Source organism: Frateuria sp. GZRR35, assembly GCF_051900415.1.
In the GTDB taxonomy this organism is placed as follows: Bacteria; Pseudomonadota; Gammaproteobacteria; order Xanthomonadales; family Rhodanobacteraceae; genus Frateuria_A.
Window position 1 is genome coordinate 197,170 of record NZ_JBHZGL010000001.1, and the last position, 25,737, is coordinate 222,906.

A 25,737-nucleotide genomic window follows, 5' to 3' on the forward strand; every position below is an offset into this window, starting at 1 on the left:
CCGCGCCGCAGCAGGCCCCGCGTTTCCTATTCCATCCCGAGCCGTCCACGGCGGCTCTGGCGCGCTCTTGCGCGCCTCCAGGAGCAAGCATGAACACGATTCACAGCAAGATCTGGAACCGCACCCTGGGCGCCATGGTGGTGACCAGCGAACTGGCCCGTCGCGGCCGCCGCCATGACCGGCGCCCGCTCGCGGCCGCCATCGCCGCCACGCTGGCGGCCGCGGTACTGCCGTGGGCGCCGGTGGGCGTGACCCACGCGCAGCAGGCGCCCAGCGCCTGCGTTCTCACCACCGACGGCAGCACCTCCACCTACACCGCGGTCCCGACCGACGATGACGCCACGGCCTGCGGCCAGGGCGCCACCGCCACCGGTACCGGTGCCACCGCGACCGGCGCCAACGCCGTCGCCACCGGTGCAGACGCCACCGCCGTCGGGCAGGGCAGCAGCGCCACCGGCGACTCGACCACGGTGCTCGGCGGCAACTACACCGACTTCGACGGGACCGTGTACGGCACCGAGGCCAGCGCCTTCGGCGCCACCGCGCTGGGCGCCGGTGCGGGCGCCGACGGCACGGACAGCACGGCGGTCGGTTCGCTGTCCTGGGCGACCGGCCAGGGATCGTTCGCCGGCGGTACCAACGCGGGCGCCGATGGCTACGAGAGCGTGGCGCTGGGCGCCAATGCGCAGGCCTCCGACCGCGGCACCATCGCGATCGGCGGCGGCGATCCCGACCCGATGTCCGGCGAAGCCACCACCGCCTCGGGCGAGGGCGCCATCGCGCTCGGCTCGCTGGCCTACGCCTCCGGCACCGGCGCCATGGCCAACGGTTACCAAGCCACTGCGCTGGGCAACTTCGCTCTGGCCAGCGGCAATGGCGCCTGGGCGCAGGGCACGGGCGCATCGGCGATGGGCAGCAGCGCGCTTGCGGCCGCCGACAAGGCCACTGCCGTCGGCAACAACGCGCAGGCGCTCGATGCTTCGGCCACCGCGGTCGGTGCGGACGCCTTCGCGCAGGGCACCTACAGCATCGCCATCGGTTCCCAGGCCGATCCCAATACCGGCGCCTTCGGCAGCCAGTCGATCGCCATCGGCCTGGACAGCTTCGCCGCCGACGACTACGCCAACGCGCTGGGCAGCTTCAGCGTGGCCGCCAAGTTCGCCAGTGCCTATGGTTATGGCGCCAGCGCCCTCGGTTTCGCGAGCCTCGCTTCGGGTGTGCAGAGCACGGCCTCGGGCGACTTCTCGGTGGCACTGGGCGTGGGCGCGGTCGCCTCGAACGCCGACAGCGTGGCTGTCGGCGACAGCAGCGAATCGGACGGCGCGGCCGCGGTGGCGTTGGGCGCGGGCGCCTATGCTCCGGCCGACAACAGCGTGGCGTTGGGCACCGGCTCGGTCGCCGACCAGGACAACACGGTGTCGGTCGGCGCGACGGGCAGTGAGCGCCGCATCACCAACGTGGCCGATGGCACCGATGCCACCGACGCGGTGAACAAGGGCCAGCTCGACGCGGTGTCGAGTCGTGTGGACACCAACGAGCAGGCGATCGGCGACCTGGCCGGCCGGATGGACACCAGCGAGCAGGCGATCGGTGACCTGACCGGGCGGATGGACACCAGCGAGCAGGCGATCGGTGACCTGACCGGGCGGATGGACACCAGCGAGCAGGCGATCGGTGACCTGACCGGCCGGATGGACACCAGCGAGCAGGCGATCACCGGCCTGACCCAGCAGGTGACCGACATCGACGGCCGCGTAGGCGGGCTCGAAAGCCAGCTTGGCGACCTGCAGGCCGATACCGCCGAACTGACCTACCTGAGCGTGGACGGCGATACCGCGGCCAGCGTCGGCACCGGCAGCAAGGCCGTGGCGCTGGGCTCGGCCGCGTCGGCGCAGGGCGACCACGGTACCGCGATCGGGGGCGACAGCTATGCGGCCGGACCGAACGATACGGCCATCGGCGGCAACGCCCGCGTCAATGCCGATGGCAGCACGGCGGTTGGCGCCAACACCACCATTGCGGTCAACGCGACCAACGCGGTGGCCGTGGGCGAAGGTGCGAGCGTCAGTGCTAGCGGTGCAGTCGCCCTCGGCCAGGGTGCGGTGGCCAATCGCGCCAACACCGTCTCGGTTGGCACGGCCAGCCAGCAACGGCAGATCGTCAACGTCGCGGCGGGTACGCAAGCCACGGACGCCGCCAACACCGGGCAGGTCGACCAGGCGATCGCCACGGCCAAGACCTACGCCGATGCCGGCGACCGCCAGACCCTCGCCCGCGCGCAGGCTTATGCGGACCAGAAGCTGGCCAACGTGGCGCTGGACCTGGGCAGCTTCCGTCGCGAGGTCGATGACCGCTTCCGCAACGTGAACACCCGTCTGGACCAGGTCGGTGCGATGGGTTCGGCGATGGCGCAGATGGCGTTCAGCACGCAGGGGATCAACACTCCGAACCGGCTGGGTGTGGGCGTGGGTGGGTACCACGACCGCGGCGCGCTGGCAGTGGGCTATTCGCGCCAGTTGTCCTCGCATGCCAGCCTGACCTTCGGCGCCGCGGTCAGCGGCGACGAAACCTCCGGCGGCGTTGGCCTGGGCGTGGGCTGGTAAGCCCCGAGGCAAGCCCGGAAACGGCCGGCGCACATGCAGGCGCCGGCCGTTTCACGTTGCGCTGAACTTGTGCGCGTGATGTTAGTCGGAAGTTCCACGGCATCTCCCGCCGCGCGCTCGCGCCCGGGCCGGGGGATGTGCTACCAATGGTGTTTCTCGTCGACGCGGGGGGTGTTGACGGGTTGACGTGACTGGCGGGAGATACTGCATGTCGGCAGTTCCAACGCCCGCGGCCACCTGGGCGCTCTCCGTGGACGACCGTGAAACGGCGGTCTGCGCACTCCTGGTGTCGCGCGGCAACCTCAAGGACAGCGACCTCCATCGCGCGCGCCGCCTCCACGAGGAGGCGCCCGAGGGCACCCTGACCGCGCTGCTGGCGCGGCTGGGGCTGGTGTCCGAGCGCGACCTGGCGGAAGGCTGGTCCGAGCTGCTCGGCGTGCCGTTGCTGGCCGCGCGCGACGCGCCGGAAATGCCGCCGGCCGAACCCGAACTGTCCCTGCGCTTCCTCAAGCAGCAGCACGTGGTGCCGGTGCGCGAGGGCGAAGACGACCTGGCGCTGGTGGTGGCCGATCCGGCCGATCCCTATCCGCTGCAGGCGGTCGAGCTGGCCGCCGGCCGGCCGGTCGCGCTGCGCATCGGCCTGCGCTCCGAAATCGACGACCTGATCGAGCGCTACTACGGCAGCGGCCGTTCGGCGATGGGCACGATCGTGGAAAACCTCGGCGGCGAGGCCAGCGAGGAGGACGACGTCGAGCACCTGCGCGATCTCGCCTCCGAGGCCCCGGTGATACGCCTGGTCAACCTGATCCTGCAGCGCGCGGTTGAGCAGCGCGCCTCCGACGTGCATATCGAGCCGTTCGAGAACCGCCTGAAGGTGCGCTACCGCATCGACGGCGTGCTGCACGAAGTGGAAGCGCCACCATCGTCATCGACCGCCGCGGTGATCAGCCGCGTCAAGATCATGGCGAAGCTCAACATCGCCGAGCGCCGGCTGCCGCAGGACGGGCGCATCCAGTTGCGCGTGCAGGGCAAGGAGCTGGACCTGCGCGTGTCCACCGTGCCGACCGCCTATGGCGAATCGGTGGTGATGCGCATCCTGGACCGCGAATCGGTGGTGTTCGATTTCGAATCGCTGGGCTTCACGCCTGCGTTCGAGAAGCGCTTCGTCGATGTGCTCGAGCGTCCCAACGGCATCCTGCTGGTGACCGGCCCGACCGGCTCGGGCAAGACCACCACGCTGTACACGGCGCTCTCGCGGATCAATACGCCGGACGTAAAGATCATCACCGTCGAGGACCCGGTCGAGTACCAGCTCGAAGGCATCAACCAGATCCAGGTCAAGCCGCAGATCGGGCTGGATTTTGCCAACGCCTTGCGCTCGATCATGCGCCAGGACCCGGACGTGATCATGATCGGCGAGATGCGCGATCTGGAAACCTGCCGCATCGCGATCCAGTCCGCGCTCACCGGCCACCTGGTGCTCTCCACGCTGCACACTAACTCGGCTGCCGGCGGCGTGACCCGTCTCCTTGATATGGGAGTGGAGGATTACCTGCTCGGCTCGACCGTCAACGCGATCCTGGCCCAGCGCCTGGTGCGCCGGCTGGATCCCGAGACGGCGGTCCCTTACGAGCCCACGCCCGAAGTCATCGCCGAATTCGAACTTGAGAAATTCACCGACGAACGTCCGATCCGGCTATGGAAGCCCGGCAGCAGCCAGGCCAACCCGACCGGCTATCGCGGCCGTCGCGCCATCGTCGAGTTCCTGGTGATGAGCGAGCCGTTGCGCCGGCTGGTGATGCAGCGCGCCGACGCCAGCGAGATCGAGCGCGTTGCGCGCGCCGAGGGCATGCGCACGATGTACGAGGACGGCATCGCCAAGGCGGTGGCCGGCGTCACCACCCTCGAGGAGGTGCTGCGTGTCACGCAGGAGGGCTAATGCCGAACGACTCCACGCCCTTGCTCCCTCTCCCCTCCGGGGAGAGGGTTGGGGTGAGGGGCGGGGGCTCGCCCGAAATTCCCTTGGAACGGCTGTTCTTGCCATGAAGAGCAAGGGCGCGCGCGGCTCCGCCTCCCCTTTCCTGCAAGCCTTGGCCACTCATCTCAACCCTCTCCCCCTGCATCTATCAAAGATGGGGGAGAGGGAGCCGTGCGCGCGGAGCCTTTGACATGGCTCAGTTCCGCTACCGCGCCATCAGCGCCGCCGGCGAGATGCTGCAGGGCCAGATCGAGGCTCCCAGCCTGGAGGAGGCGATCGGCCGTCTGCAGGACCAGGGCCACACGCCGCTGGACGCCAGGCCCGCCGACGCCATGGGCGAAGGCTCGGCGTTCGCCGCGCTGTTCAAGCGCGGCCCGTTCACCGGCGACCAGTTGGCGCAGTTCACCCACCAGCTGGCCACGCTGCTGGGCGCCGGCCAGCCGCTGGACCGGGCACTGGGCATCCTGATGGAGCTGCCCGAGGCCGAGCGCGCCAAGCGGCTGGTCGAGCGCGTGCGCGATCGCGTGCGTGGCGGCACCACGTTGTCGCAGGCGCTGGAGGAAGAACACGGCGTGTTCCCCAAGCTGTACATCTCGCTGGTGCGCGCCGGCGAGGCCGGCGGTTCGCTGGAGGACACCCTGCGCCGCCTGGCCGAATACCTCGAGCGCGCCCAGCAGCTGCGCGGCAACATCATCAACGCGCTGATCTACCCGGCCTTCCTGCTGATCGGCGTGCTCGGTTCGCTGGTCTTGCTGCTGGCCTACGTGGTGCCGCAGTTCGTGCCGATCTTCCAGGACATGCAGGTGCCGATCCCGCTGATCACGCGCGTGGTGTTGTTCATCGGCCAGGTGCTGCAGACCTGGTGGTGGCTCCTTCTGATCGCGCTGATCGTCGGCATCGCCGTGTGGCGCGCGCGTCTGCGCGACCCGGCGCTGCGCATGGCCTGGCACGCGAAGCTTTTGACCCTGCGCGTGATCGGTCCGCTGCTGCTGAAGGTCGAGACCGCGCGCATCGCGCGCACGCTGGGCACCTTGCTGAAGAACGGCGTGCCATTGCTCACCGCGATCGGCATCGCGCGCCAGGTCACCGGCAACACCGCGCTCGATGACGCACTCGCGCAGGCGTCCGAGCAGGTCAAGGGCGGCGGCGGCCTGAGCGCCGCGCTGGCGCGCTCGCAGCGCTTTCCCCGGCTGTCGCTGCAAATGGTGCAGGTCGGCGAGGAGGCCGGTCAGCTCGACAGCATGCTGCTGAAGGTCGCCGACACCTTCGACCTCGAATCCAAGCGCGCGATCGACCGCCTGCTGGCCGCACTGGTGCCGGCACTGACGATCGTGATGACGGTGCTGGTGGCGATCATCATGGCGGCGATCCTGCTGCCGCTGCTGAGCCTCACGGCAAATATTCAATGAGTGTGGAGAGTGCAATGAAACACCAACGGACCGGCTCGATGCGCGCACGACGCGCTCGCGGCTTCACCCTGCTGGAAATGCTCGCCGTAATCGTGCTGATCGGCATCATCGGCGCGATCGTGGTGCGCCAGGTCGGCAGCAGCGTCGACAAGGGCAAGTACGGCGCGGGCAAGGCGCAGCTGATGACACTGGGGCAGAAGATCGAGAACTACTCGCTCGACAACGGCTCGCCGCCGGCCGGCCTCGATGCGTTGGTCAAGAAGCCGCCGAACGCGGCGAACTGGCAGGGCCCGTACGCCAAACCTTCGGACCTGGTCGATCCGTTTGGGCATGCTTTCGGCTACAAGGCACCGGGCGAGCACGGCAGCTACGACCTGGTCTTCTACGGCCAGGACGGCAAACCCGGCGGCGACGGCTACAGCAAGGACATCGGTAGCTGGCAATGACCTGGGGATCTGGAATTCGGGATGGGGGATTCGGGAAGGCGCGCAAGCGCCGGCCGCCCGCGTTTGCGAATCCCGAATCTCGAATTCCGAATCCCGGACGTGTGCGCGCCAGGGGCTTCACCCTGCTTGAAATGCTTGCAGTGATCCTGCTGATCGGCATCGCCGCGGCGGCGGCCGCCGTGTCGGTGACCCAGGGATTGGCCAGCGCACGCACGCGTGCGGCCAGCGTCGAACTGGCCGCTGCGCTGCGCGCCACGCGCGCGCAGGCAATCGTCAAGGGCAAGGAACAGACCTTCGAGCTGGATACCCGGTCGGCCAGCTACCAGGCGGCGGGCGGCAGGGAGGTGGCGTTGCCCAAGGGCATGCGCCTTTCCATCACCAGCGCGCGCGAGGATCAGCCGGACACTCACACCGGCCGCATCCGCTTCTTTCCCGACGGCAGTTCCACGGGTGGCCATATCACCCTGCAGCGCGGCGAGCGACGCTGGCAGGTCAACGTGGCCTGGCTGACGGGCGCAGTGAACGTGGTGACGTCATGAGAGCGGGGAACGGGGCACGGGGAACCGGAACCATAGGGCACAACGCGTCCCCGGGCTTCGCCCGCGCGCGAAGCACACAGCCCGATGCCTGCGCCACGCCTGCACGTTCCCGGCGCGCATCGCGCGCCAGGGGCTTCACCCTGCTCGAAGTGATCGCCGCCGTGCTGCTGCTGGCGATCACCTTTGCCTCGCTCATGCGCGTGGCCGGCAGCTCGCTGAACCTCACCGCGCGTTCGGCCGAACGCAGCGAGGCGGCGATGTGGGCGCGCAGCCTGCTCGACAGTGCGTTCGTGCTGGAGCCGATCCGTGTCGGACGGAGCAGCGGCCGTTTCGATGAGCGCTATCGCTGGCAACTCGACGTGCAACCGTTCCAGCCGCCAGCCACCGCGCAGGCGAGCGGCCCGCAACCGCGGGCGCCGGCTTCGCCGCTCAAGCTTTACCGGCTTGACCTGGACGTGATGTGGAAGAGCGCGGGGCACGATTACAACGCGCGCTTCAGCACCTTGCGTGTCGGCGGTCCACAGCCGCAGGGAGCGGGCACGTGAAGACGGGGAACAGACAACGGGGAACGGGGAGCGCGCCAGCCGCGCAGGCCCGGTGCTCTGTGCCGCCTCGCCCCCTGCAGTCCGCGGTCTCGCGTACATCCACCCCCTCTCCGTTCTCCATTTCCCGTTCCCGCTACGCACACGGCTTCACGCTGCTCGAAACACTCGCCGCGATGGCGCTGCTTGCGCTGTTGCTGGTTGGGGTCTATTCGGGCATCCGAGCTGCCTCGCACAGCGTGCGCTCGGGCACCGCGGCGGTGGAGCGGCTGGATGCGGTGCGCTCGGCGCAGCAGTTTCTGCGCAACGAGCTTGCGCAGGCGATGACCCAGCAGCTCGGCCGGAACCCGGACAACGACGAGGCGATCTTCTTCCGCGGCGAGCCCGACACCATGAGCTTCGTCGCTCCCTTGCCCGGCTACCTCGGCAAACTCGGACCGCAGGTGCAGACGCTCGAACTGGTCGACAACGGCAAGGGTGGCCAGCGCCTGCAGGTCCGCTTCGCTTTGCTGCCGCCCAGCGGCGAGCCGCTCAAGCCCGGTCCGCCGCAGGTGCTTCTGGAGGACGTGCGCGACGCCGCCTTCCACTACCGCGGGGTGGACGAGCGCGGCCGTGCCGGCCCATGGCGCAACGACTGGCGCCAGGGCGACCGCCTGCCGCAGCTGGTGCGCATCGACCTGAAGCTGCCCGGTGCCGGTTACTGGCCGCAACTGATCGTGCCGCTGCGCGTGGACGCCTCGGCCAACCAGCGCCAGTTCGCGATGCTGGATGCCGCGGGCACCGCCATTGCCTGGAGCCAGCCATGAGCACTCGTCGTGGCCAGCGTGGCGTCGCGCTGTTGCTGGTGCTGTGGGCCTGCACGCTGCTGGCGATCATGCTGGGCGGCTACGCCATGACCGCGCGTACCGAGGGCCTGCAGGCGCGTTTCCAGTTCGCCCAGACGCAGGCGCACTACGCGGCGGAGGCAGGCCTCTCCCGCGCCGTCTACAGTCTGCAGGACCCGCGGCTGGCCGAGCGCTGGCAGACCGACGGCCGGCCGTACACGTTCCGTTTCGGTGGCGCCACCGTGCAGGTCAGCGCGGTCGACGAGGGCGGCAAGGTGGATTTGAACAGCGCCTCGCCGATCGTGTTGCAGGGACTGTTCCGCGCCGCCGGCCTGCGTCCGGACGAGGCGCAGAAGATGGCCGCTGCGGTCGTCGACTGGCGCGAGTTCAGCGCTGGCCAGAAAGTGGGCGCGCAGGTGTATGCGGCCAACGGCTACCAGCCGCGCCACTCGCCGTTCCTGAGCATCGAGGAGCTGCAGCAGGTGGCCGGCATGACGCCCGCGCTGTACCGCACGATCGCCGGCGCGATCACCATCTGGTCCGGGCGCGAAAGCCCCGATCCGAACACCGCCCAGCCGCTGGCGCTGGGCGCGATCCCGGGCATGACGCCTGAGCGGGTCGCGCAGGTGCTGGCCGCGCGAAAGAACGCGCGGCCGGGTGTGGCCGCCCTGTTCGCGGGCAATGGAGTGACGCATAGTATTCGCTCGGAGGCCACGATGGCCGACGGCACGCGCGCCGTGCTGCATGCCACCGTACGCCTGCAGGGCGTTCGTCCGGGGGCGCAGCCTTACGCGGTGTTGCACTGGCGGGAGGGTGACCGCGAATGATCAACGCAACGCAATCGCTGCGGCCGCAGCTGGACCGCGCGCGCCGTGCCTGGCGCGCCTCGCCGCTGCCGCGTTTCTTCGCCTGGTGGTTCGCCGAACTCGGCGCACTGCTGCCGGCCTCGTGGGGCCGGCTGTTCGGCGGCGGCGCGCAGTGGTACCTGCTGCAGCGCACCGACGGGCGCTGGGAGCTGCGCCGCACCGGTGAGTCGGAAGTGCGCGCGCAATGGCCGCGCGGCAGCGAGGCGGCGATCGAACAGGCCGCCCTGTCGGCGGCCGTGCGTGAAACCGACCGCGAAGACCTGCGCCTGGCGCTGCTGTTGCCGGCGAGCGCGGCGCTGCGCCGGCGCCTGCTGCTTCCTCGCGCGGCGGCTGACAACCTGCAGCAGGTCGGCGCGTTCGAGATGGACCGGCAGACGCCCTTCCGCGTCGAGCAGGTGTATTACGCCGTGCTCGAACTGGACACGCCGGCCCCGGCCGGTCGCTTCTTCGCCGAACTGGTGGCGGTACCGCGCGACACACTCGACCCGCTGCTGACCGAGCTCGAAGGCGCCGGTATCCGCGTGGACGCCGTCGACGTGGCCGAAGGTACCGGCCGGCTCGGCGTGAACCTGCTGCCGCCGGCGCGCGTGCCCTATCGCACCAATCCGCGCCAGCGCCTCAACCTCGCGCTCGCCGCCGCGGCAGTGCTGCTGCTGGTGCTTGCGCTGGCGCAGTGGCTCAACAACCGCGAGCAGGCCCTCGCCGCCATGCAGGCGCAGGTACAGGACATGCAGGCCGAGGCGCAACAGGTGGCCGCGCTGCGCCAGGAGCTGCAGGACAACGCCGGCGCGGCCAGCTTCCTGGTCCGGCGCAAGCAGAACCGCGTGACCATGCTCGACCTGCTGCTCGACCTCACCCGCCGGATGCCGCAGAGCGCCTGGCTGGAGCGCCTCAGCGTCGACCCGAGCGGGCAGGTGGGCTTCCAGGGCCAGGCGCCCCAGGCCGCGGCGCTGATCGATGCGCTCAAGGATTCGAAGATCGTGCGCGACCCCAACTTCCAGGGCAGCATCCAGCCCGACCCCGCCAGCGGCAAGGAGCGCTTCTACATGGTGGCGCAGTTGCGCCAGGCCGGTAGCGCCGCGCCGGCGACGCCGGCCAGCGCCGCCTCGGAGGCGCAGCCATGAGGCAACTGGAACTCAAGCCGCGCGACAGCCGTATCGCCGCCGTGCTGCTGCTGGTGCTGGCATTGGTGCTGGTCTACTTCCTGTTGATCCACTGGTGGTTCGTCGCGCCGCTGCGCGCGGTCGACGCGCAGATGGGCGACCTGCGCGACACCCAGAGCCGCTACGCGGCCGCCATTGCCGAGAAGCCGGCGCTGGAAAAGCGCATCGCGGAACTTGGCGCCGGTCAGGCGGCCAGCGCGGCGTTCCTGCCCGAGAGCGATCCCAACGCCGCTTCGGCCGGGCTGATGCAGCGGGTGGTCGACGCCGTCGGCGCGCACACCGCCGGCGGCGCCTGCGAAGTCACCCAGAAGATGCCCTTGCCCAACCCGCCGGACGACGATGCCAGCCCCTATCGAAAAGCGGCGGTGAGCATCAGCCTGCGCTGCGACATGGAGCCTCTGGTGGCGGTGCTCAACGCGCTGGAGCAGGGCACGCCCTACCTGTTCGTCGACGACCTGAGCATCTACCGCAACCCGGTCGCTGCGCAGCAGGGCAACCAGCCGGTGCTGGAGATCCAGTTCACCCTGTCCGGCTACGTGCGCCCCTCGCACGGGCAGGCGATCGCCGCGCCGGTACCTGCCCAAAGCACGGTCGGCGCCGATAGCGGGGAGGAGCCATGAACGCCGCCGCGCAACGTCGCCTGACCGTGCCGCTGGTCGCCGCCACGGTGGTGCTGGGCGTGCTGTTCCTGGCGCTGCTGGCCGGCATTGGCCGCGGCGTGCACTGGGCCCCGCCGCGTGCGCCGACGCCGCTGCCGGCCCAGCACGCCGCCACGCTGCCGCCGCCGGTGCCGCTGGACCACTACGCGCCGGTGTGGCAGCAGCCGCTGTTCAATCCCGACCGCAAGCCGGTGGCGCACGCCGCCAGCGGCAGCAGCCAGCTGGGCGACATGCAGCTGACCGGCATCATCCTCACGCCGACCCTGCGCATGGCGCTGCTGCGCAACAAGCGTGAAGCGGAGAAGAACCAGGAACTGCGGGTGAAAGAGGGCGCCAGCCTGCCCGATGGCAGCTGGACGCTGGTCGAGGTGAAACCCCGCTCGGCGGTGTTCGATTCCTCCAGCGGCCGCGTCGAGCTGCAGCTGCCGGCCGGCGTGCCGATCGACCAGGTGCGTGCCAACCCCGCGGAGGCCTCGTCCGTGCCCGAACTGCCGGACGAAGTGATCGACCGCTCGCACCACCTGCAGGCGCCCGAAGAGGACGATCAGAACGGCAACCCGCAGGACCGGCCAGGTGCCGACACCGGCGCGCCGCGAGACAACGGTGACGATGAAGACAACGCCCCGCCCGGCGGTGGCGCGGCCATCCAGGGCCTGCGCGGTGGCGCGCCGGCCCGCATGGATATGTCCAACGACGAGCGCCAGGCCGAACGCCTGCGCCAGCTCAAGGCCGCCATCCAGAAGCGCCGCGCCGAACAGGCAGCCGCGAAGGCTCACGAAGGAGATCGCTGAACCATGTTCCCCAACGCCCTGCACCGAATGTCCCGGATCGGCGCCATTGCGCTGACGGTCTGGCTTGTCGGCTGCTCCAGCATGCCGCAGCCGCGCGACGACTACGCGCTGCAGCGCGAGGCCGTGGCCGGTACCGAGAAGCCCGCGCCCGCGCCGCTGCCGCTCAACAACAACGTCGGCCCGGCCGAAGCGGCCAGCTCGCAGCCGCAGATCGACAGCGGCACCGGCCAGTTCATCCACCCGCAGCCGCTGGCCAGGCCCCGACCGGCGGCGCACGGCGAGGGCGCGGTGACCTTCAACTTCGAGAACCAGCCGGTGCAGGCGGTGGTCAAGGCGATCCTCGGCGACTTCCTGAAGAAGAACTACACCATCGTGCCGGGCGTGCAGGGCAACATCTCCTTCTCCACCTCCGAGCCGATCGACGCCAGCCAGGCGCTGCCGGTGCTGGAGACACTGCTGTCCTGGACCGGCAACGCGCTGGTGCGCCAGGGCAACAGCTACGTGGTGATGCCGGCGAAGAATGCGATCGCCGGCAGCGTGTCGCCCAGCCTCGGCGCGGTGGCGCCGCAAGGCGGCATGCAGGCGCGGCTGTTCCCGCTGCATTACATCTCCGCGGCGCAGATGCAGAAACTGATCAAGCCGTTCGCCCGGCCCGACGCGATCCTGTTGGCCGATCCGGCGCGCAACGTGCTCGTGCTCGCCGGCTCGCCGCAGGAGCTGGACAACTACGCGCGCACCATCCGCACCTTCGACGTCGACTGGTTGAAGGGCATGTCGGTGGGCGTATTCAGCCTGCAACGGGCCAACGTGTCCGAATTGATGCCCAAGCTCGACGCGATCTTCGGCAAGCAGGGCGACAGCCCGCTGGCCGGCATGCTGCGCTTCATCCCGATCGAGCGCACCAATGCGCTGGTGGTGATCAGCACCCAGCCGGATTACCTGCAGGAAGTGGGCGACTGGATCGCGCGCATCGACCGCGGCGGCGGCAACGAGCCGCAGCTTTACGTCTATGACGTGCGCAACATCAAGGCGTCGGACCTTGCCAAGTACCTGGCGCAGATCTACACCAACGCCTCCGGTGGCGGCAGCAGCGGCGGCGAGGTCGGCCCGGGCCTCAGCTCCGGCACGCTGGGCAACGCCGACAACGCCAATGGCACCGGGATGGGCAGCACCGCGGGCAGCTTCGGCAACAGCGGCGGCATCGCCGGTGGTTCGGGCAGCTTCAAGGGTGGCAACGATACCGGCAGCAGCGGCGGGCTGTCGGGCGGCAACGACAATGGCGGCATGGTCGGCCAGGGCAGCAGCTTCGGGGGCAATGGCAGCGGAGGCTTCGGCAACAGCGGCGGCCTCGCGAACGCCACCAGTTCGGCCAACGATCAGCAGTACAGCTCCGCCGATGGCTCGATCAAGATTTCCTCGGTCGATGCCAACAATCAGTTGCTGGTGCGCGCGCGGCCCTCGCAGTGGGCGGAGATCGAAGGCGCGATCCAGCGGCTGGACAACGTGCCGCTGCAGGTTCAGATCGAGACACGCATCCTGGAAGTGCAGCTGACCGGCGCGTTCCAGTTCGGCGTGCAGTGGTACCTCGAAGGCCTGGTCGGAGGTACGCCCAACAGCAGCGGCGGCATCACCCCGGGCCAGCCGGGCAACCAGCAGCAATGGGCGCTGGGCAAGGGCGGCGTGACCTTCAACCCGACCGGCGACTCGTTCTTCTACTCCTTCCTCAACAACAACCTGCAGGTGGCGCTGCACGCCCAGGAAACCAATGGCAACGTCAAGACGCTCTCCGCGCCGTCGCTGGTGGTGATGAACAACCAGGTTGCGCATATCCAGGCGGGCGATCAGATTCCCGTCAATCAGACCTTTTTCACCCCAGGCCTGGGCACCAGCGGCAATGGCGATTTCCCGACCACCGTCGGCCAGGTGACTTACCTCAACACCGGCGTGATCCTCGACGTGCAGCCGCGCATCAATCCAGGTGGCCTGGTCTACCTCAACATCAAACAGCAGGTCAGCGTGCCGGGGCAAAAGGACCAGAACGGGAACTACCGCATTCAGCAGCGCGAGATCGCCACCCAAGTCGGCGTGCAGAGCGGCCAGACCGTGTTGCTGGGCGGCCTGATCCAGCAGGACGAAGGCAACACCGATACTGGCATTCCCGGTCTCAACCGCATTCCGCTGATCGGTCGACTGTTCGGCAGCACCGACCGCCATCGCAACCGCTCCGAGCTGATCGTGCTGATCACGCCGCGGGTGATCGGCTCTAGCGACGACGCCAAGCGCATTACCGACGAATACCAGGCCAAGTTCGAGTCGCTTGCGCCGCTGCAGGCCGAGCGCGCGAAGGAGCCGCCGGCCCCGGCCGCCTCGCCGGCCGACGTGCCTCTGCCCACGCCGCCGGCCTCGCCCGAGCAGCTCAACCAGCAGGCCGAGGCGGCGCTCAAGCAGACCGACTACGCCGCCGCGCAGCGGCTGGCGCTGCAGTCTTGGCGCGATGGTCCGCAGCATGGCGAACTGTGCGCCCGCAACTGGCAGATCATCGCCAGCGTGCGGACACACCTGGGCGATACCGAGGGCGTGGACACGGCGCGCAACTGGGTGGCGCAGTGCATGGCGGGCGGGAAGTAGTTTCCCCGCAGGGCGACCCCCATCCGCCTGTCGGCACCTTCCCCCGTAAACGGGGGAAGGCCCGGTAGGCAGGCTCCTGCGGCTGTTCCTTCCCCCGTCCCACGGGGGAAGGTGCCCGGAGGGCGGATGGGGCAGCCTGCCTCAGCCCTTATCATCCGCGGGAATGACGCAAGCCGACTTCCCCATTACCCCGCTTCTCCCGGAGTTGCGCACGGCGCTCGACGCCCACCCGCGACTGGTCCTCGAAGCCCCGCCGGGCGCGGGCAAGACCACCCAGGTTCCACCCGCACTGCTCGACGCCCCATGGCTCGAGGGGCGGCGCATCGTGGTGCTCGAGCCACGGCGCATCGCCGCGCGCGCGGCCGCCCAGTTCATGGCGGCGCAACGAGGCGAGGAGGTCGGCCAGACCATCGGCTACCGCATCCGCTTCGAATCCCGGGTGAGCGCGGCCACCCGGATCGAGGTCGTCACCGAAGGCATCCTCACGCGGCTGATCCAGGACGACCCGGAGCTGTCGGGCATCGGCGCGATCCTGTTCGACGAGTTCCACGAACGCCACCTGGCCGGCGACCTGGGACTGGCCCTCGCGCTGGACGTGCAGGCGACCCTGCGTCCCGACCTGCGCCTGCTGGTGATGTCGGCCACGCTCGACGGCGAGCGCATCGCGCGCTGGCTGGACGCGCCGCGGCTGTCCAGCCCCGGCCGCAGCTTTCCCGTGCGCGTCGAACACCCGCCCGCGCGCGCGCAGGAGGCCGTCGAACACCACCTGGCGCGCGTCACACGCCAGGCGCTGGAGGAGAACCCCGGCGACGTGCTGATATTTCTCCCCGGCCGCCGCGAGATTGCGCGCGCTCACGCGCTGCTCGAAAACACGCTCTCCTCTGCGTTCGGGAGCGGGCCCGGGGGTGAGGGTTCAGGCGAGGCGCACCGCCGCGCGCCGCCCCGACCTTCCGCCGCCCCCGCCGAGCTGGAGATCCTCGCCCTGCACGGCGAGCTCTCGCTGGCCGAACAGCAGGCCGCGCTGGCTCCGGCCGAGCCCGGCACGCGACGGGTGATCCTCGCCACCAATGTGGCCGAATCCAGCGTGACACTGCCTGGCATCCGTGCGGTGATCGACGCGGGCCTGGCGCGCGAGCCGCGTTTCGATCCCAACTCCGGCTTCGCCCGACTGGAGACGGTCGTGATCTCGCAGGCCTCGGCAGATCAGCGCGCCGGTCGCGCCGGTCGCGTCGCCGAAGGCACCGCCTACCGCCTGTGGCCGCAAAGCCGGCGGCTGGAGGCGGCGCGCACGCCGGAAATCGCGCAGGCCGAGCTGTCGGGCCTGGCGCTGGAGCTGGCTGCGTGGGGCGTAAGCGCCGACGGCGATGATGCACTCCGCTGGCTGGACCCGCCGCCTTCGGGCGCGCTGGCGCAGGCGCGCGAGTTGCTGGCCGCGCTGGGCGCGCTCGACGCCGATGGGCGCATCACGCCACTGGGGCGGCGCATGCTCGAACTCGGCGCGGCCCCTCGGCTGGCCGCGATGGCGCTGCGTGCGCCGCTGGAACTGCGTCCGCTGGCCGCCGATCTGCTTGCCCTGGTCGAGGCACGCTCGCCGCTGCGCGGCGAGCAGGCGCGCAGCGACGACTTCCGCGCCCGGGTAGCCGCCTTGCATGCCTGGCGCGACCGTCGCGTCGCCTCGGGTTCGTCCAGGGGCGCCAGCGCGCGCGGCGGCTTCGACAGCGGCGCCATGGCGGCCATCGAGCAGGCGTCCAAGGGCTGGCGCAGACGTCTGGACGTCCGTACGGCCGCCAGTGGCGTGCCCGACAGCCATGCCATCGGCGACCTGCTGCTGCACGCCTGGCCTGACCGCATCGCCCGCCAGGACGAGGCCAACCCGCGCCGCTACACGCTCGCCAACGGCCGTGGCGCCAGCCTGCACGAGTCCAGTGCGCTGTTCGGCGAACCGTGGCTGGTGGTGCTCGACCTCAGGCTGGAGGCGCGCGACAGCCTGGTGCTCGCCGCCGCGCCGTTCGACCCGCGGCGCCTCGACGAGGACTTCCCGCAGCACTTCCTGCGCGAGCGCGCGCTGCGCTGGAACGATGGGCGTGGCGCGGTGGAGGCCTTCGAGGAGCGGCGCTTCGGCGCCATCGTGCTGGAACGGCGCAGCGTGCCGGTGCAGCCGCAGGACGCGCTGCCTGCACTGCTCGCCGCCGTCCGCAGCCGTGGCATCGACGCGCTGCCGTGGAGCGACACCGCGCGCCGCCTGCGCGCGCGGATGCAGGCGCTCGCCGGCTGGATGCCCGAGCTGGGTCTGCCCGACGTCTCCGATCCGGCGTTGCTGGCATCGCTGGAGCACTGGCTCGGGCCGTACCTGCAGGGCAAGCGCAAGCTCGACGCGCTTGGCGCCGACGAGCTCTCCCAGGCGCTCGCCACGCTGTTCGACTACGAACAACGCCGCCAGCTCGATCAGTACGCGCCGGAAAGCCTGACCGTGCCCAGCGGCCAGGCGCGCAAGCTCGAATACGCGCCGGGCGAGCCGCCGGTGCTGGCGGTGAAACTACAGGAACTGTTCGGGTTGGCCGACACGCCGCGCGTGGCCGGTGGCCGCGTGCCGGTCACCCTGCACCTGCTCTCGCCGGCCGGCCGCCCGATCCAGGTCACGCAGGACCTGAAGGGCTTCTGGGAGCGCACCTACCCGGAAGTGAAAAAGGAACTGAAAGGCCGCTATCCACGCCACCCATGGCCGGACGATCCGTGGTCGGCCACGCCGACCCACCGGGCCAAGCCGCGCGGGGCGTAGTCCACATGGGGCCCGGAAAAGGCGCCCCCTTGCCTCGCCCAAACGCGAGTGGATCCTTCCCCCCGTTCCACGGGGGAAGGTGCCCGAAGGGCGGAGGGGGGCAACCTTGCGGCACGCGCCATCCCTTCGCTCGCCATCGAAAGATCCCCGTCAGCGCCGGTACTAGACTCGGCGCATGCCCGCTTCGCTCACCCCGCACCAGCTCGCCGAAATCGGCTCCCTGCTCGCCGAACCCGCGCGCGCGTCGATGCTGCTCGCCCTGGTCGACGGCACTGCACGTCCCGCCGGCGAGCTGGCCAGGGCAGCCGGCGTCGGCGCGCCGACCGCGAGCGCGCACCTCAAGCGCCTGCTCGAAGGCGGCCTGCTCGCCGTGCAGGTGCAGGGGCGCCACCGCTACTACCGCCTGGCGGGCGACGAGGTGGCGGGCTGGCTCGAAGCGCTTGCCCTGCCGCGCCGGCCGGTCGCGTCGCCGACGGGGGATGCCGCGCTGCGGCGCGCACGCAGCTGCTATCGGCATCTTGCCGGCGAGCTCGGCGTGGCGTTGTGTGCGCAGCTGCTTGATAGCGGCCATCTGGCAACCACCAGTGACGGTCTCGCATTGCGTCCGGCCGGCGCCGCGGCGCTGGCCGAGGCTGGACTCGACCCGCAGGCCACGGCGCGCTTGCCGACCCTACGCGGTCGCGGCTGCCTGGACTGGACCGAACGGCGCCTGCACGTAGGTGGACCGCTGGGCGTGGCGCTCACTGGCGCCATGCTCGACGCGGGCTGGCTGCGCCATGCGCCGCACGGACGTGCGCTGCTGCCCAGCGTGGAAGGCCTGCGACGGTTCGCTCTGCTGGGTGTGCGCTTGCCTGGCTGAACCGGTCGCGGCTTTGGCTCCCTCTCCCCTCCGGGGAGAGGGCTGGGGTGAGGGGTCAAGGCTGGCGGTGACGTCCGGCCGAGCCCGACAGCCAGGAGCCATGCAGTGTGTGGGAGCTTCCGGCGAGCCCCGGCCCCTCACCCCAACCCTCTCCCCGGAGGGGAGCAGGAGCATGCGGCGCATGGCTGGCGGGGAGGGTGCCGGGGCCGGAACGAGAGCGACGCAGTGATGAGAGCTTCGGGCGAGCCCCGCCACTCACCCCAACCCTCTCCCGGATAGGAGAGGGATCAGCAGCGCGCGGTGGCTAACGTCCCAGCACGAACCCGGTCAGCACCTGCGCGGTGGCCTCGGGCTTTTCCATCATCGGCATGTGGTTGCAGCCGTTGAGCAGGCTGGAGCTGATCGCCGGCGCCTGGACCAGGCCGTTGCGCAGGCTGTCCAGCGCGGACGGATCGATCATGCGGTCTCCGCTGCACCAGAGCCCCAGCACCGGCATGCTGAGCTGGCCCAGGCGCTGCTGCAGCGAGAGGTGATTTTCGGGTTTGCGCAGTTGGGCGAGCGTGCGCTCGATGAAGGTGCGGTCGTGGCGGTTGCGCGCGACGAAGACGTCCTCGATCCGGCCGGGCACTTCAGGCGGATGCAGGAAGGCGAGCGCGAGTGCGCGTTCGAAACCGGCGCGGTCGTCATAGGTGAAAGGATCCTGGCCAGCCAGGATCGCGCGGTCCAAATCGCTCGGGTTCGCCTTGAGGCCATACGCATCGACCAACGCCAGCGCCGCCACGCCCTGCGGGTGCTCGGCTGCATAGACGCCGGCGATCGCGCCGCCCATGGAGTGGCCGACCAGCACCAACCGCTTGAGGTTCAGCGCAGCGAGGAAAGCCTGAAGGCGCTGCGCCTGCGCCTGAACGCCATAGCTCGCGTCGGGGTCGCGCGAGGACTCGCCCCAGCCCGGCAGGTCCGGGATCACCACGTGGAAATGCGGCGTGAGTTGCTCGGCCAGCGGCAACCAGATCGTCTTGTCCGCGGCGAAGCCGTGCAGCAGCATCAGCGTCGGCCCCTGGCCACCTTCGTAGTAACTCCAGGTGGTGTCGCCCGCGCGCAGCGTGTGTTCCTCCACGTGCGCGGTCATGGCCTGGCGCATCAGGTGCGCGCGCAGCAGCCATTGCGGCGCGAACAGGTAGCTGCCGCCGAGCACGATGACCACCAGCGCCAGCAGCACGCCGAAGAACTTCAGGCGACGAAACAGCATGCGCTGCCAAAGGGGGCGGGTGGCGGGTGGGTTCATGCGTGGATTCCTGGCGTTCCGAAAAACCGGCTCTCCCCCGGCGTGGAGGGAGGTGGGAGGGCGGAGCCGGTTCAGGCGAGCGCACCCCTCCCGAGCCCTCCCCCGCACGGCAGGGGAGGGGTCAAAGGCTACTTCTTGCCCTGCCTGGCCTTGCGCAGGATCGACTCGATCGCGCCCTGGGTCATCGGGTGATAGCCGTCCTTCGCCCTGGCGTAGGCCGCCTCGGCGTAGGCCAGGCCCTCGGGCGTGGCGGCGAAGGCCTTGTACACCGGCAAGGTCAGGTACATGCGGCCGATCCGGGTCATGTGCTCGCGCGCGTCTTCCCAGACGTTCCGGTCGCCTGCGGCGATGGCGTGGCTGTACCAGCGCATGCCGATCTCGGCGTTGGGCGTGCCGGTGAGGTGCCAGGCGGCGTCGAGCTGCTTCATCTTCGACAGCGGCGGCGCGTCGGGCAGGCGGTCGAGGAAGTACATCCACTCCTGCGTGTTCCAGCCCTTCGCATCAAGCTGCGCCGCGTCCAGCGTGCCGTCCAGGAACGCCGCGCGCTCCTTGTCGATCGCCTGGAAGCGGGCGGAGGTCGGCAGCGGCGCGTCCTTGGGGATGCCGCTCTGGTAGACCCAGGCCCTGGCCTGGTCCCAGCTCATCTTGCCCGGATGCGCGTCGACCAGGTTGGTCTTCATGTCCGCCAGCATCTGCTCGGTGGTGATCGAGGTGAAGGCGTGGCGGTGGAAGTAGGCCTTCAGCCACTCGTCGAAAGTGGCGCGGCCGAAGCGCTCCTCCAGCGTGCGCAGGAACCACGAACCCTTGTCGTAGGCGACGTCCGAGAGCGAATCGTCCGCACCCACGCCGCGCGGATCGGGCGCGAGCTTCTGCGAGTTCTCCGGCATCTCCCCGATCGACTTCTGCAGCGCGCGCGCCGACAGCAGCGCTTCCTCGTCGGCCAGCGCCTTGCCGTAGACCGCCTCGGTGATGCGGCCCTGGACGTAGGTGGTGAAGCCCTCGTTGAGCCAGATGTCGCGCCAGCTCGCGGCGGTCACCAGGTTGCCCGACCAGGAGTGAGCCAGCTCGTGCGAGACCAGCGAGACCAGGCTCTTGTCGCCAACCAGCACGGTGGGCGTGGCGAAGGTCATGTCCGGGTTTTCCATGCCGCCGTAGGGGAACGAGGGCGGCAGCACCAGGATGTCGTAGCGACCCCAGGCGTAGGGCCCGTAGAGCTTCTCGGTCGCCTCGATCAGCTTCTCGGTATCCTCGAATTCGTGTGCCGCCTTGCCCACCACGGACGGCTCGGCATAGACGGCCGAGCGCGGGCCGGTCTCCTTGACCGCGATGTCGCCGGCGGCGATCGCCAGCAGGTAGGAGGGGATCGGGTGCGGCTGGTCGAAGCGGAAGTCGCCATCGAGCGGATGCTTGGCGTCGTTGAGCGCGCTCATCACCACGCGCACGTCCTTCGGCGCGGTCACGTGCGCCTTGTAGGTGAAGCGGATCGCCGGGGAGTCCTGCAACGGCACCCACGAGCGGGCGTGGATCGACTCGGACTGCGAGAACATGAAGGGCAGCTTCTTGTCCGCCGTCTGCGCGGGCGTGAGCCACTGCAGGCCCGAGGCCTGTGGCGAGGTCGCGTAGACGATGCGCACCTTGCCCGGATGCTTCGGCGCCTGGATGGTGAGCTTGCTGCCGAGCTCCTTGTCGCGCGGCGCCAGCGCGAACTTCAGCGCGGTGGCGCGGCCGGCGGCATCCAGGCCCTCGACCTTGGCGATCTTGAGGTCGCGCGTGTCCAGCACCAGCGCGGGCGCCTTCGGATTCTTCCAGTCCAGGCTCAGCGTGGCGGTGCCCTCGAGCGCCTTGTGCGGGAAGTCGACCGCCAGGTCGAGATCCAGATGGGTCACGCGGACCTGCTCCGGCTGCGCGTACGAATGCGGGTCCGCAGCGAGCGCGGACAATGGCAGGACGAGGGCGCCGAGGGCGAGGGCGGGGATTGCACGCATGCGGACATCTCTGCGGGGATGGAAGCGGCGAGTATGCCATTGGGTCAGGAAGCGGCGCCCGTGACGGAAGGGCCGGGAGCAGGAGCGTCCTCCGAGCGGGAGAGAACGTAAGTGAGGGCCGATGTTCGCGGGAAGGTGGCGGATGCGAGGCCCGAATCGGGATCGTGGCGAGCCCCGGCCCCTCACCCAACCCTCTCCCCGGAGGGGAGAGGGAGCCAAGTGCGGCGCTCGCCCACACAAGCCCGCAAGTCCTCTTGCCCCAACTCCGAGCACCCGCGGTAAAGCGGCGGCAGCTCCTCTAAGAGCAAGCGACCCGCCAAGCAAGGCGAGGCGGCACCTAGCTCTTATCTCTCACCGGGCTTAGCCAGGCCAGTTCTTTGGTTACTTTCTTTGGGCCAGCAAAGAAAGTGACCCGAGCGCCGTCAGGCGATCGGAAGCCCGCCGCAGGCGAGCCAAGTCGCGGTCAGACCACCATCGAAAGCGAACAAAAGCATACGAGGCCCAGCTTCGGGGCTTAGCGCCATCTTCTTCAAAGTTCGTCGCTCATAACCGTCTTCTTGGAAGGAAGGGCGGTCAGGCATCCTTGCTCGAGTCGCGCTCGTGCTCATGGTGCTCGGCCTCGACGTGGCGCCGGTGCAGGTCTTCGCTGCTACTGTCCTCGGGCACGTGGTTGACCGCCTTCGGCGGCGCGGCGTCCATGTCGCCGTCCACGCCGGTGATCTTCAGGATCGAATGCCGCACCTCGCGCGCCAGGATCACCCGCGCATCGCGCACCATGTCCTCCAGCGCGCGGTCGTAGTCGAGCTTGCCGCCCTCGTCGGTCCACACGATCTTCTGCTCGCGCAGCTTCTGGATGAAGCCGCGGAACAGCGCCTTGTCGAAGAACTCCGGCGCCGACTGCTCGTTGAGCAGCGACAGCCGCTGCGCGGTGAGTGCGCAGGCGTTCTCCAGCTCGGCGGCGCTGGTGGTGTGCGGACCGTTCTTGGCCAGCGCGGCGATGGTGATGTAGTAGCGCTCGAAGGCCTGGATCAGGCTGCGCGCGATGGTCTTGAGCTGGAACGCGGCATCGTCCTGGCCCGGCCCGCGCTCCAGCACGCGGCCGTCGCCGGAGGCCTCCAGCAGGCCGCGCCGGACGAAGAAATCGATCGTGCCCTGCATCTGCGCCACGAAGCCGTCCGTGTCCCACGGCAGGAACAGCTCGCCCTGGATGAACGGGTAGATGATCCGGCCCAGACGCAGGATCGAGGCGCGCGTCATGCGCCGGTTGTTCAAGAAACAACACGACACCCACGCCGCGGTGGCGGTCAGGTGCAGCACGTTGTTGCGGAAGTACGACAGCAGCACCGCCGGCTCGTCGTCGGCCTTGAGGACGTCGCCCAGCGAATGGCGCACGCGGCGGATCCAGCCCATCTGCTCGCCGTAGGCGATGATCGAGGGCGGGTCCATCGGGGTGACGGTGACCCGATCGGAATAGGGCAGCTCGACCAGCAGCGCGCGGGTCAGTTCCAGCTGCGCGAGCAGGTCGCTCTCGGCCATCGCGTGCTTGGGCGTCGCCAGCAGCGCCAGCGCCAGCAGGTTGATTGGATTGACGTCGGCGGCGCGGTTGATGTTGACCTGGATGCGCTCGGCCAGGTCGTCGACCGCGCGTCCCAGCCACTCGGGCTTGGCCTCCGGGTCGCCGGTGGCGGCGCGCCAGTCGGGACTGGCGGCGTCCAGCAGCGGGGTCAGCTCGATCGGCTCGCCGAAGTTGAGCGCCACGTGGCCGTAGCGCTGGCGCAGCACCTTCAGGCCCTTGAGCAGGCCGAGCAGCGATTCCTTCTCCTTCGGTTTGCCGGAGAGCTCGCCGATGTAGCTCTTGCCCTCCATCAGCTTCTCGTAGCCGATGTACACCGGCTGGAACAGCACCGGCCGGCGCGGCGCGCGCAGGAACGCGCGCACGGTCATCGCCAGCAGGCCCGCGCGCGGCGCCAGCAGCCGCCCGGTACGCGAGCGGCCGCCCTCGATGAAGTACTCCATCGGCACGCCGCGGTCGATCAGCTGCGCCATGTATTCGTTGAACACCACCGAGTAGAGGGCGTTGCCCTTGAAGCTGCGGCGCAGGAAGAACGCGCCGCCGCGGCGCAGGATCGGCCCGATCACCGGCAGGTTGAGGTTCACGCCCGCGGCGATGTGCGGCACCACCACGCCGGAGACGTGCAGCTGGTAGCTCATCAACAGGTAGTCGGCGTGGCTGCGGTGGCTGGGCACGTAGACCACTTCGTAGCCCGGCGCGGCAGCGCGGGCCTTGTCGAAGTGGTGCATGGCGATGCCGTCGTACAGCTTGTTCCAGAAGTTCGACAGCAGGAACGAGGCCGAACGCACCACCGGGTGCGAATAGTCCGCGGCGATTTCCATCACCAGCTTGTGCGCGCGGCGCCAGGCCTTGGCGTAGGAGATGTGTTCCTTGGCCGCGGTGGCGGTGATCGCGGCACGCACCGGCTCGGCGTTGAGCACGGCGTCGGCGACAGTGCGCTTGTGCGACAGGTCCGGCCCGATCACCGCGGCGCGGATGCGGTGGAAGTGCGTGCGCAGCACCCGCGCGATCTTGCGCGCGAAACGTTCGGGCCGCGCCTCGCCGGCCTCGTCCAGCACCTGGCGCAGCGATACCGGCGCGGAGAAGTGCACCACCGTGTCGCGGCCGTTGAGCAGCAGCGCGAGCAGGCGGCGGAAGCGGCCGACCATCACCCAGTTCTCGGAGAACAGCACGCGGAACCAGCCGGTGTCGCGGCTGGGGGCGCGGCCGACATAGATCGACACCGGCACGATCTGGATGTCGCGCTCGGGCTGTTCTTCCAGCGAGCGGACCAGCTGGTCGAGCGTCTCGTACGGTGCGCGCTGGCGGCTGCGGCCGAACAGCCAGCCATCGCGCCGCGCCAGCGCGAACACCGAACGGCGCCGGCGCGTGCCGGCGAGCGGCTGCATGGGCGCGGGCAGGCCGGCCTCGCGGCAGGCGCGTTCGAGGATCAGCGCATCGGAAAAGCCGTCGCGTTCGATCACGTAGCACACCGGTGCGCCGGCCTTGAGCAGGCTGGCAGGTTCGGCCGGGTCGCGCCGGATGCGCACCCAGGGTTCGAGCAACTGGCCGGCGAGGCTGAACCACCAGGGCGCGCGGCTGCGGGCGGGGGAATCCGCGGTCATATTCTGCATCGGCGGATTGTAGCCGGTGGGCCACCGGGACCGCTCAGGGCGCTGCGGCGACCGTTCCCGCCGCAGCCGGGGCGGTCAGGCGCCGATGTGCCTGGCGCACGCTTTCGAGCAGGTCCTGGTCGTACCAGCGGCCGTTCTGCTGCACCAGCGTCGACTCGATCGACAGCGGGGTGCCCATCAGCAGGTACTCCACGCGCACGCGCGCATAGGGCGGGTGGTATTCCAGTGGCACCACCCGCGCGGAGGCCAGCGCCTCGTCCAGCGGCAGCCCGTAGATCGCGAGCATGCGTTCGAGGCCGTGGAACGCGATCGCGTAGCTGCGCATGGCCTGGTCGAAGTCCATCGCACGCAGGCTTTGCGCGTCCTGCAGATCCAGCTCGCGCGCGGTGGCCACCACCACGCCGACCGCCCGGCGCGCCCGGGCCGGATCGAACCACGGTGCCTGTTGCGCCCACGGGCCGAGCGCATCGACCAGCGCCGAGGCATGGCGTTTCTGGGTGTCGGTGAGGCGCGCATCCTCCTCGATCGCCTTGCCGGCCAGCGCGCGGCCGATGCCGACCAGCAACGGCAGCTGGTCGCCGTAGCGGACCTGGGCGTCGGCCAGCCAGGGCTGCAGCCGGGCATCGAGCGTGGCCGCGGCGTCCGGCGCGGCCAGTTGCTGCAAGGCGCCGTCGATGCGCGAGCGCTCGGCGTCGGTCAGTGGCGTCTCGCCAGCGCGCGCCTGGCCCCAGTCCTCGCGCAACATCGCGTAGTCGTGCGGCGGCAGGGCGTGCTGCCAGAAGCCGGCGAAGTCGCCGGCTCGCACCAGGGCGATCGACTGCTGCACGGCCGCCTCGGGCGACTGGCTGGGCGCGTCGGCGGCAGGCGTGTGCTCGCCGGACCGGCAGGCGGTCAGCGCGAACAGGGCAAGGCATGGCAGGAGGCGACGGACGAAGGACGGACGCATGGACCTCATCTTGCGGAGGCGTGGGGTGGGGAGGCACAAGCATGGCCCCACGGGCGTACGCGGCCTGTCGAACTGGCGGCAAGCGGATGTCTGTTCGCCAGGGCGCAAAAGAAAAACCCCGCGGGCCTGAAGCCGCGCGGGGTAAATCCGGCCGGGCCGGAAGGGAAATGGCCTTGCCCGCGATTAGGAGGTCAGCAGGTTTCGGCGGGACAGAGCTTACGCGGGCTTAGCTTTTAAGGCAATGGTTTT

Annotated in this window: 18 protein-coding genes; 14 read left to right on the plus strand and 4 right to left on the minus strand. The window is 69.9% G+C overall.

Features of this window, described 5'->3' with window-relative positions; all coding sequences use genetic code 11:
• Window positions 1-89 precede the first annotated feature (89 nt).
• From ACFWZ3_RS00845 to ACFWZ3_RS00910, 14 genes are all read left to right on the plus strand, one after another.
• Window positions 90-2,603, plus strand: coding sequence for an ESPR-type extended signal peptide-containing protein (locus tag ACFWZ3_RS00845; RefSeq protein ID WP_439705895.1), 2,514 nt, complete (start codon window positions 90-92; stop codon window positions 2,601-2,603).
• A gap of 208 nt (window positions 2,604-2,811) precedes the next feature.
• The gene (gene gspE, locus ACFWZ3_RS00850; RefSeq protein ID WP_439705896.1) at window positions 2,812-4,542 is read left to right on the plus strand and encodes a type II secretion system ATPase GspE; all 1,731 of its coding nucleotides are present in this window, start codon (window positions 2,812-2,814) and stop codon (window positions 4,540-4,542) included.
• Between the two features lie 230 nt (window positions 4,543-4,772).
• Window positions 4,773-5,990, plus strand: coding sequence for a type II secretion system inner membrane protein GspF (gene gspF, locus ACFWZ3_RS00855; protein ID WP_439705897.1), 1,218 nt, complete (start codon window positions 4,773-4,775; stop codon window positions 5,988-5,990).
• 38 nt (window positions 5,991-6,028) lie between these two features.
• Window positions 6,029-6,436 carry a type II secretion system major pseudopilin GspG gene (gene gspG / locus ACFWZ3_RS00860; protein ID WP_439706200.1) on the plus strand — a complete coding sequence of 136 codons (408 nt, stop codon included), beginning with the start codon at window positions 6,029-6,031 and terminating at the stop codon, window positions 6,434-6,436.
• Window positions 6,437-6,537: 101 nt separating this feature from the next.
• Window positions 6,538-6,975 carry a type II secretion system protein gene (locus ACFWZ3_RS00865; protein ID WP_439705898.1) on the plus strand — a complete coding sequence of 146 codons (438 nt, stop codon included), beginning with the start codon at window positions 6,538-6,540 and terminating at the stop codon, window positions 6,973-6,975.
• Entirely contained in the window at window positions 6,972-7,520 is a 549-nt protein-coding gene (locus ACFWZ3_RS00870; RefSeq protein ID WP_439705899.1) for a type IV pilus modification PilV family protein, read from the plus strand. The genes ACFWZ3_RS00865 and ACFWZ3_RS00870 overlap by 4 nt, the downstream gene beginning before the upstream one ends.
• Before the next feature lie 119 nt (window positions 7,521-7,639).
• Complete coding sequence (locus tag ACFWZ3_RS00875) at window positions 7,640-8,323, plus strand: prepilin-type N-terminal cleavage/methylation domain-containing protein (protein ID WP_439706201.1); 684 nt, start codon at window positions 7,640-7,642, stop codon at window positions 8,321-8,323.
• Window positions 8,320-9,168, plus strand: a complete 849-nt coding sequence (locus tag ACFWZ3_RS00880) for a general secretion pathway protein GspK (RefSeq protein WP_439705900.1) — start codon at window positions 8,320-8,322, stop codon at window positions 9,166-9,168. Before ACFWZ3_RS00875 ends, ACFWZ3_RS00880 begins: the two co-directional genes overlap by 4 nt.
• A complete protein-coding gene (locus ACFWZ3_RS00885; protein ID WP_439705901.1) occupies window positions 9,165-10,331 on the plus strand; it encodes a PilN domain-containing protein in 1,167 nt (388 codons plus the stop codon). The genes ACFWZ3_RS00880 and ACFWZ3_RS00885 overlap by 4 nt, the downstream gene beginning before the upstream one ends.
• Window positions 10,328-10,990: a type II secretion system protein GspM gene (gene gspM, locus ACFWZ3_RS00890; protein ID WP_439705902.1), complete on the plus strand. Its 663-nt coding sequence runs from the start codon at window positions 10,328-10,330 to the stop codon at window positions 10,988-10,990. The genes ACFWZ3_RS00885 and gspM overlap by 4 nt, the downstream gene beginning before the upstream one ends.
• A complete protein-coding gene (locus ACFWZ3_RS00895; RefSeq protein WP_439705903.1) occupies window positions 10,987-11,820 on the plus strand; it encodes a hypothetical protein in 834 nt (277 codons plus the stop codon). Before gspM ends, ACFWZ3_RS00895 begins: the two co-directional genes overlap by 4 nt.
• A 3-nt stretch (window positions 11,821-11,823) precedes the next feature.
• A complete protein-coding gene (gene gspD, locus ACFWZ3_RS00900) occupies window positions 11,824-14,448 on the plus strand; it encodes a type II secretion system secretin GspD (RefSeq protein WP_439705904.1) in 2,625 nt (874 codons plus the stop codon).
• A gap of 163 nt (window positions 14,449-14,611) precedes the next feature.
• Entirely contained in the window at window positions 14,612-17,227 is a 2,616-nt protein-coding gene (gene hrpB, locus ACFWZ3_RS00905) for an ATP-dependent helicase HrpB (protein WP_439705905.1), read from the plus strand.
• 175 nt (window positions 17,228-17,402) lie between these two features.
• Window positions 17,403-18,086 (plus strand): ArsR/SmtB family transcription factor, encoded by a 684-nt coding sequence (locus tag ACFWZ3_RS00910; protein ID WP_439705906.1) that lies wholly within the window; start codon window positions 17,403-17,405, stop codon window positions 18,084-18,086.
• A 304-nt stretch (window positions 18,087-18,390) separates the two neighbouring features.
• Here the strand turns inward: ACFWZ3_RS00910 and ACFWZ3_RS00915 are convergent, their stop codons facing one another.
• From ACFWZ3_RS00915 to ACFWZ3_RS00930, 4 genes are all read right to left on the minus strand, one after another.
• Window positions 18,391-19,371, minus strand: coding sequence for an alpha/beta fold hydrolase (locus tag ACFWZ3_RS00915; RefSeq protein WP_439705907.1), 981 nt, complete (start codon window positions 19,369-19,371; stop codon window positions 18,391-18,393).
• Window positions 19,372-19,499: 128 nt separating this feature from the next.
• Window positions 19,500-21,356, minus strand: coding sequence for a M1 family metallopeptidase (locus ACFWZ3_RS00920; RefSeq protein ID WP_439705908.1), 1,857 nt, complete (start codon window positions 21,354-21,356; stop codon window positions 19,500-19,502).
• A gap of 573 nt (window positions 21,357-21,929) precedes the next feature.
• Window positions 21,930-24,542, minus strand: a complete 2,613-nt coding sequence (gene plsB / locus ACFWZ3_RS00925) for a glycerol-3-phosphate 1-O-acyltransferase PlsB (protein ID WP_439705909.1) — start codon at window positions 24,540-24,542, stop codon at window positions 21,930-21,932.
• Between the two features lie 34 nt (window positions 24,543-24,576).
• Window positions 24,577-25,488 (minus strand): hypothetical protein, encoded by a 912-nt coding sequence (locus ACFWZ3_RS00930; RefSeq protein WP_439705910.1) that lies wholly within the window; start codon window positions 25,486-25,488, stop codon window positions 24,577-24,579.
• Window positions 25,489-25,737: the final 249 nt, after the last annotated feature.

Excerpts from the sequence above, each read along its gene's own strand:
- ACFWZ3_RS00845 (WP_439705895.1), top strand. The coding sequence starts at position 90 with ATGAACACGATTCACAGCAAGATCTGGAACCGCACCCTGGGCGCCATG.
- gspE (WP_439705896.1), top strand. The coding sequence starts at position 2,812 with ATGTCGGCAGTTCCAACGCCCGCGGCCACCTGGGCGCTCTCCGTGGAC.
- gspF (WP_439705897.1), top strand. The coding sequence starts at position 4,773 with ATGGCTCAGTTCCGCTACCGCGCCATCAGCGCCGCCGGCGAGATGCTG.
- gspG (WP_439706200.1), top strand. The coding sequence starts at position 6,029 with ATGCGCGCACGACGCGCTCGCGGCTTCACCCTGCTGGAAATGCTCGCC.
- ACFWZ3_RS00870 (WP_439705899.1), top strand. The coding sequence starts at position 6,972 with ATGAGAGCGGGGAACGGGGCACGGGGAACCGGAACCATAGGGCACAAC.
- ACFWZ3_RS00880 (WP_439705900.1), top strand. The coding sequence starts at position 8,320 with ATGAGCACTCGTCGTGGCCAGCGTGGCGTCGCGCTGTTGCTGGTGCTG.
- ACFWZ3_RS00885 (WP_439705901.1), top strand. The coding sequence starts at position 9,165 with ATGATCAACGCAACGCAATCGCTGCGGCCGCAGCTGGACCGCGCGCGC.
- gspM (WP_439705902.1), top strand. The coding sequence starts at position 10,328 with ATGAGGCAACTGGAACTCAAGCCGCGCGACAGCCGTATCGCCGCCGTG.
- ACFWZ3_RS00895 (WP_439705903.1), top strand. The coding sequence starts at position 10,987 with ATGAACGCCGCCGCGCAACGTCGCCTGACCGTGCCGCTGGTCGCCGCC.
- gspD (WP_439705904.1), top strand. The coding sequence starts at position 11,824 with ATGTTCCCCAACGCCCTGCACCGAATGTCCCGGATCGGCGCCATTGCG.
- hrpB (WP_439705905.1), top strand. The coding sequence starts at position 14,612 with ATGACGCAAGCCGACTTCCCCATTACCCCGCTTCTCCCGGAGTTGCGC.
- ACFWZ3_RS00910 (WP_439705906.1), top strand. The coding sequence starts at position 17,403 with ATGCCCGCTTCGCTCACCCCGCACCAGCTCGCCGAAATCGGCTCCCTG.
- ACFWZ3_RS00915 (WP_439705907.1), bottom strand. The coding sequence starts at position 19,371 with ATGAACCCACCCGCCACCCGCCCCCTTTGGCAGCGCATGCTGTTTCGT.
- ACFWZ3_RS00920 (WP_439705908.1), bottom strand. The coding sequence starts at position 21,356 with ATGCGTGCAATCCCCGCCCTCGCCCTCGGCGCCCTCGTCCTGCCATTG.
- plsB (WP_439705909.1), bottom strand. The coding sequence starts at position 24,542 with ATGCAGAATATGACCGCGGATTCCCCCGCCCGCAGCCGCGCGCCCTGG.
- ACFWZ3_RS00930 (WP_439705910.1), bottom strand. The coding sequence starts at position 25,488 with ATGCGTCCGTCCTTCGTCCGTCGCCTCCTGCCATGCCTTGCCCTGTTC.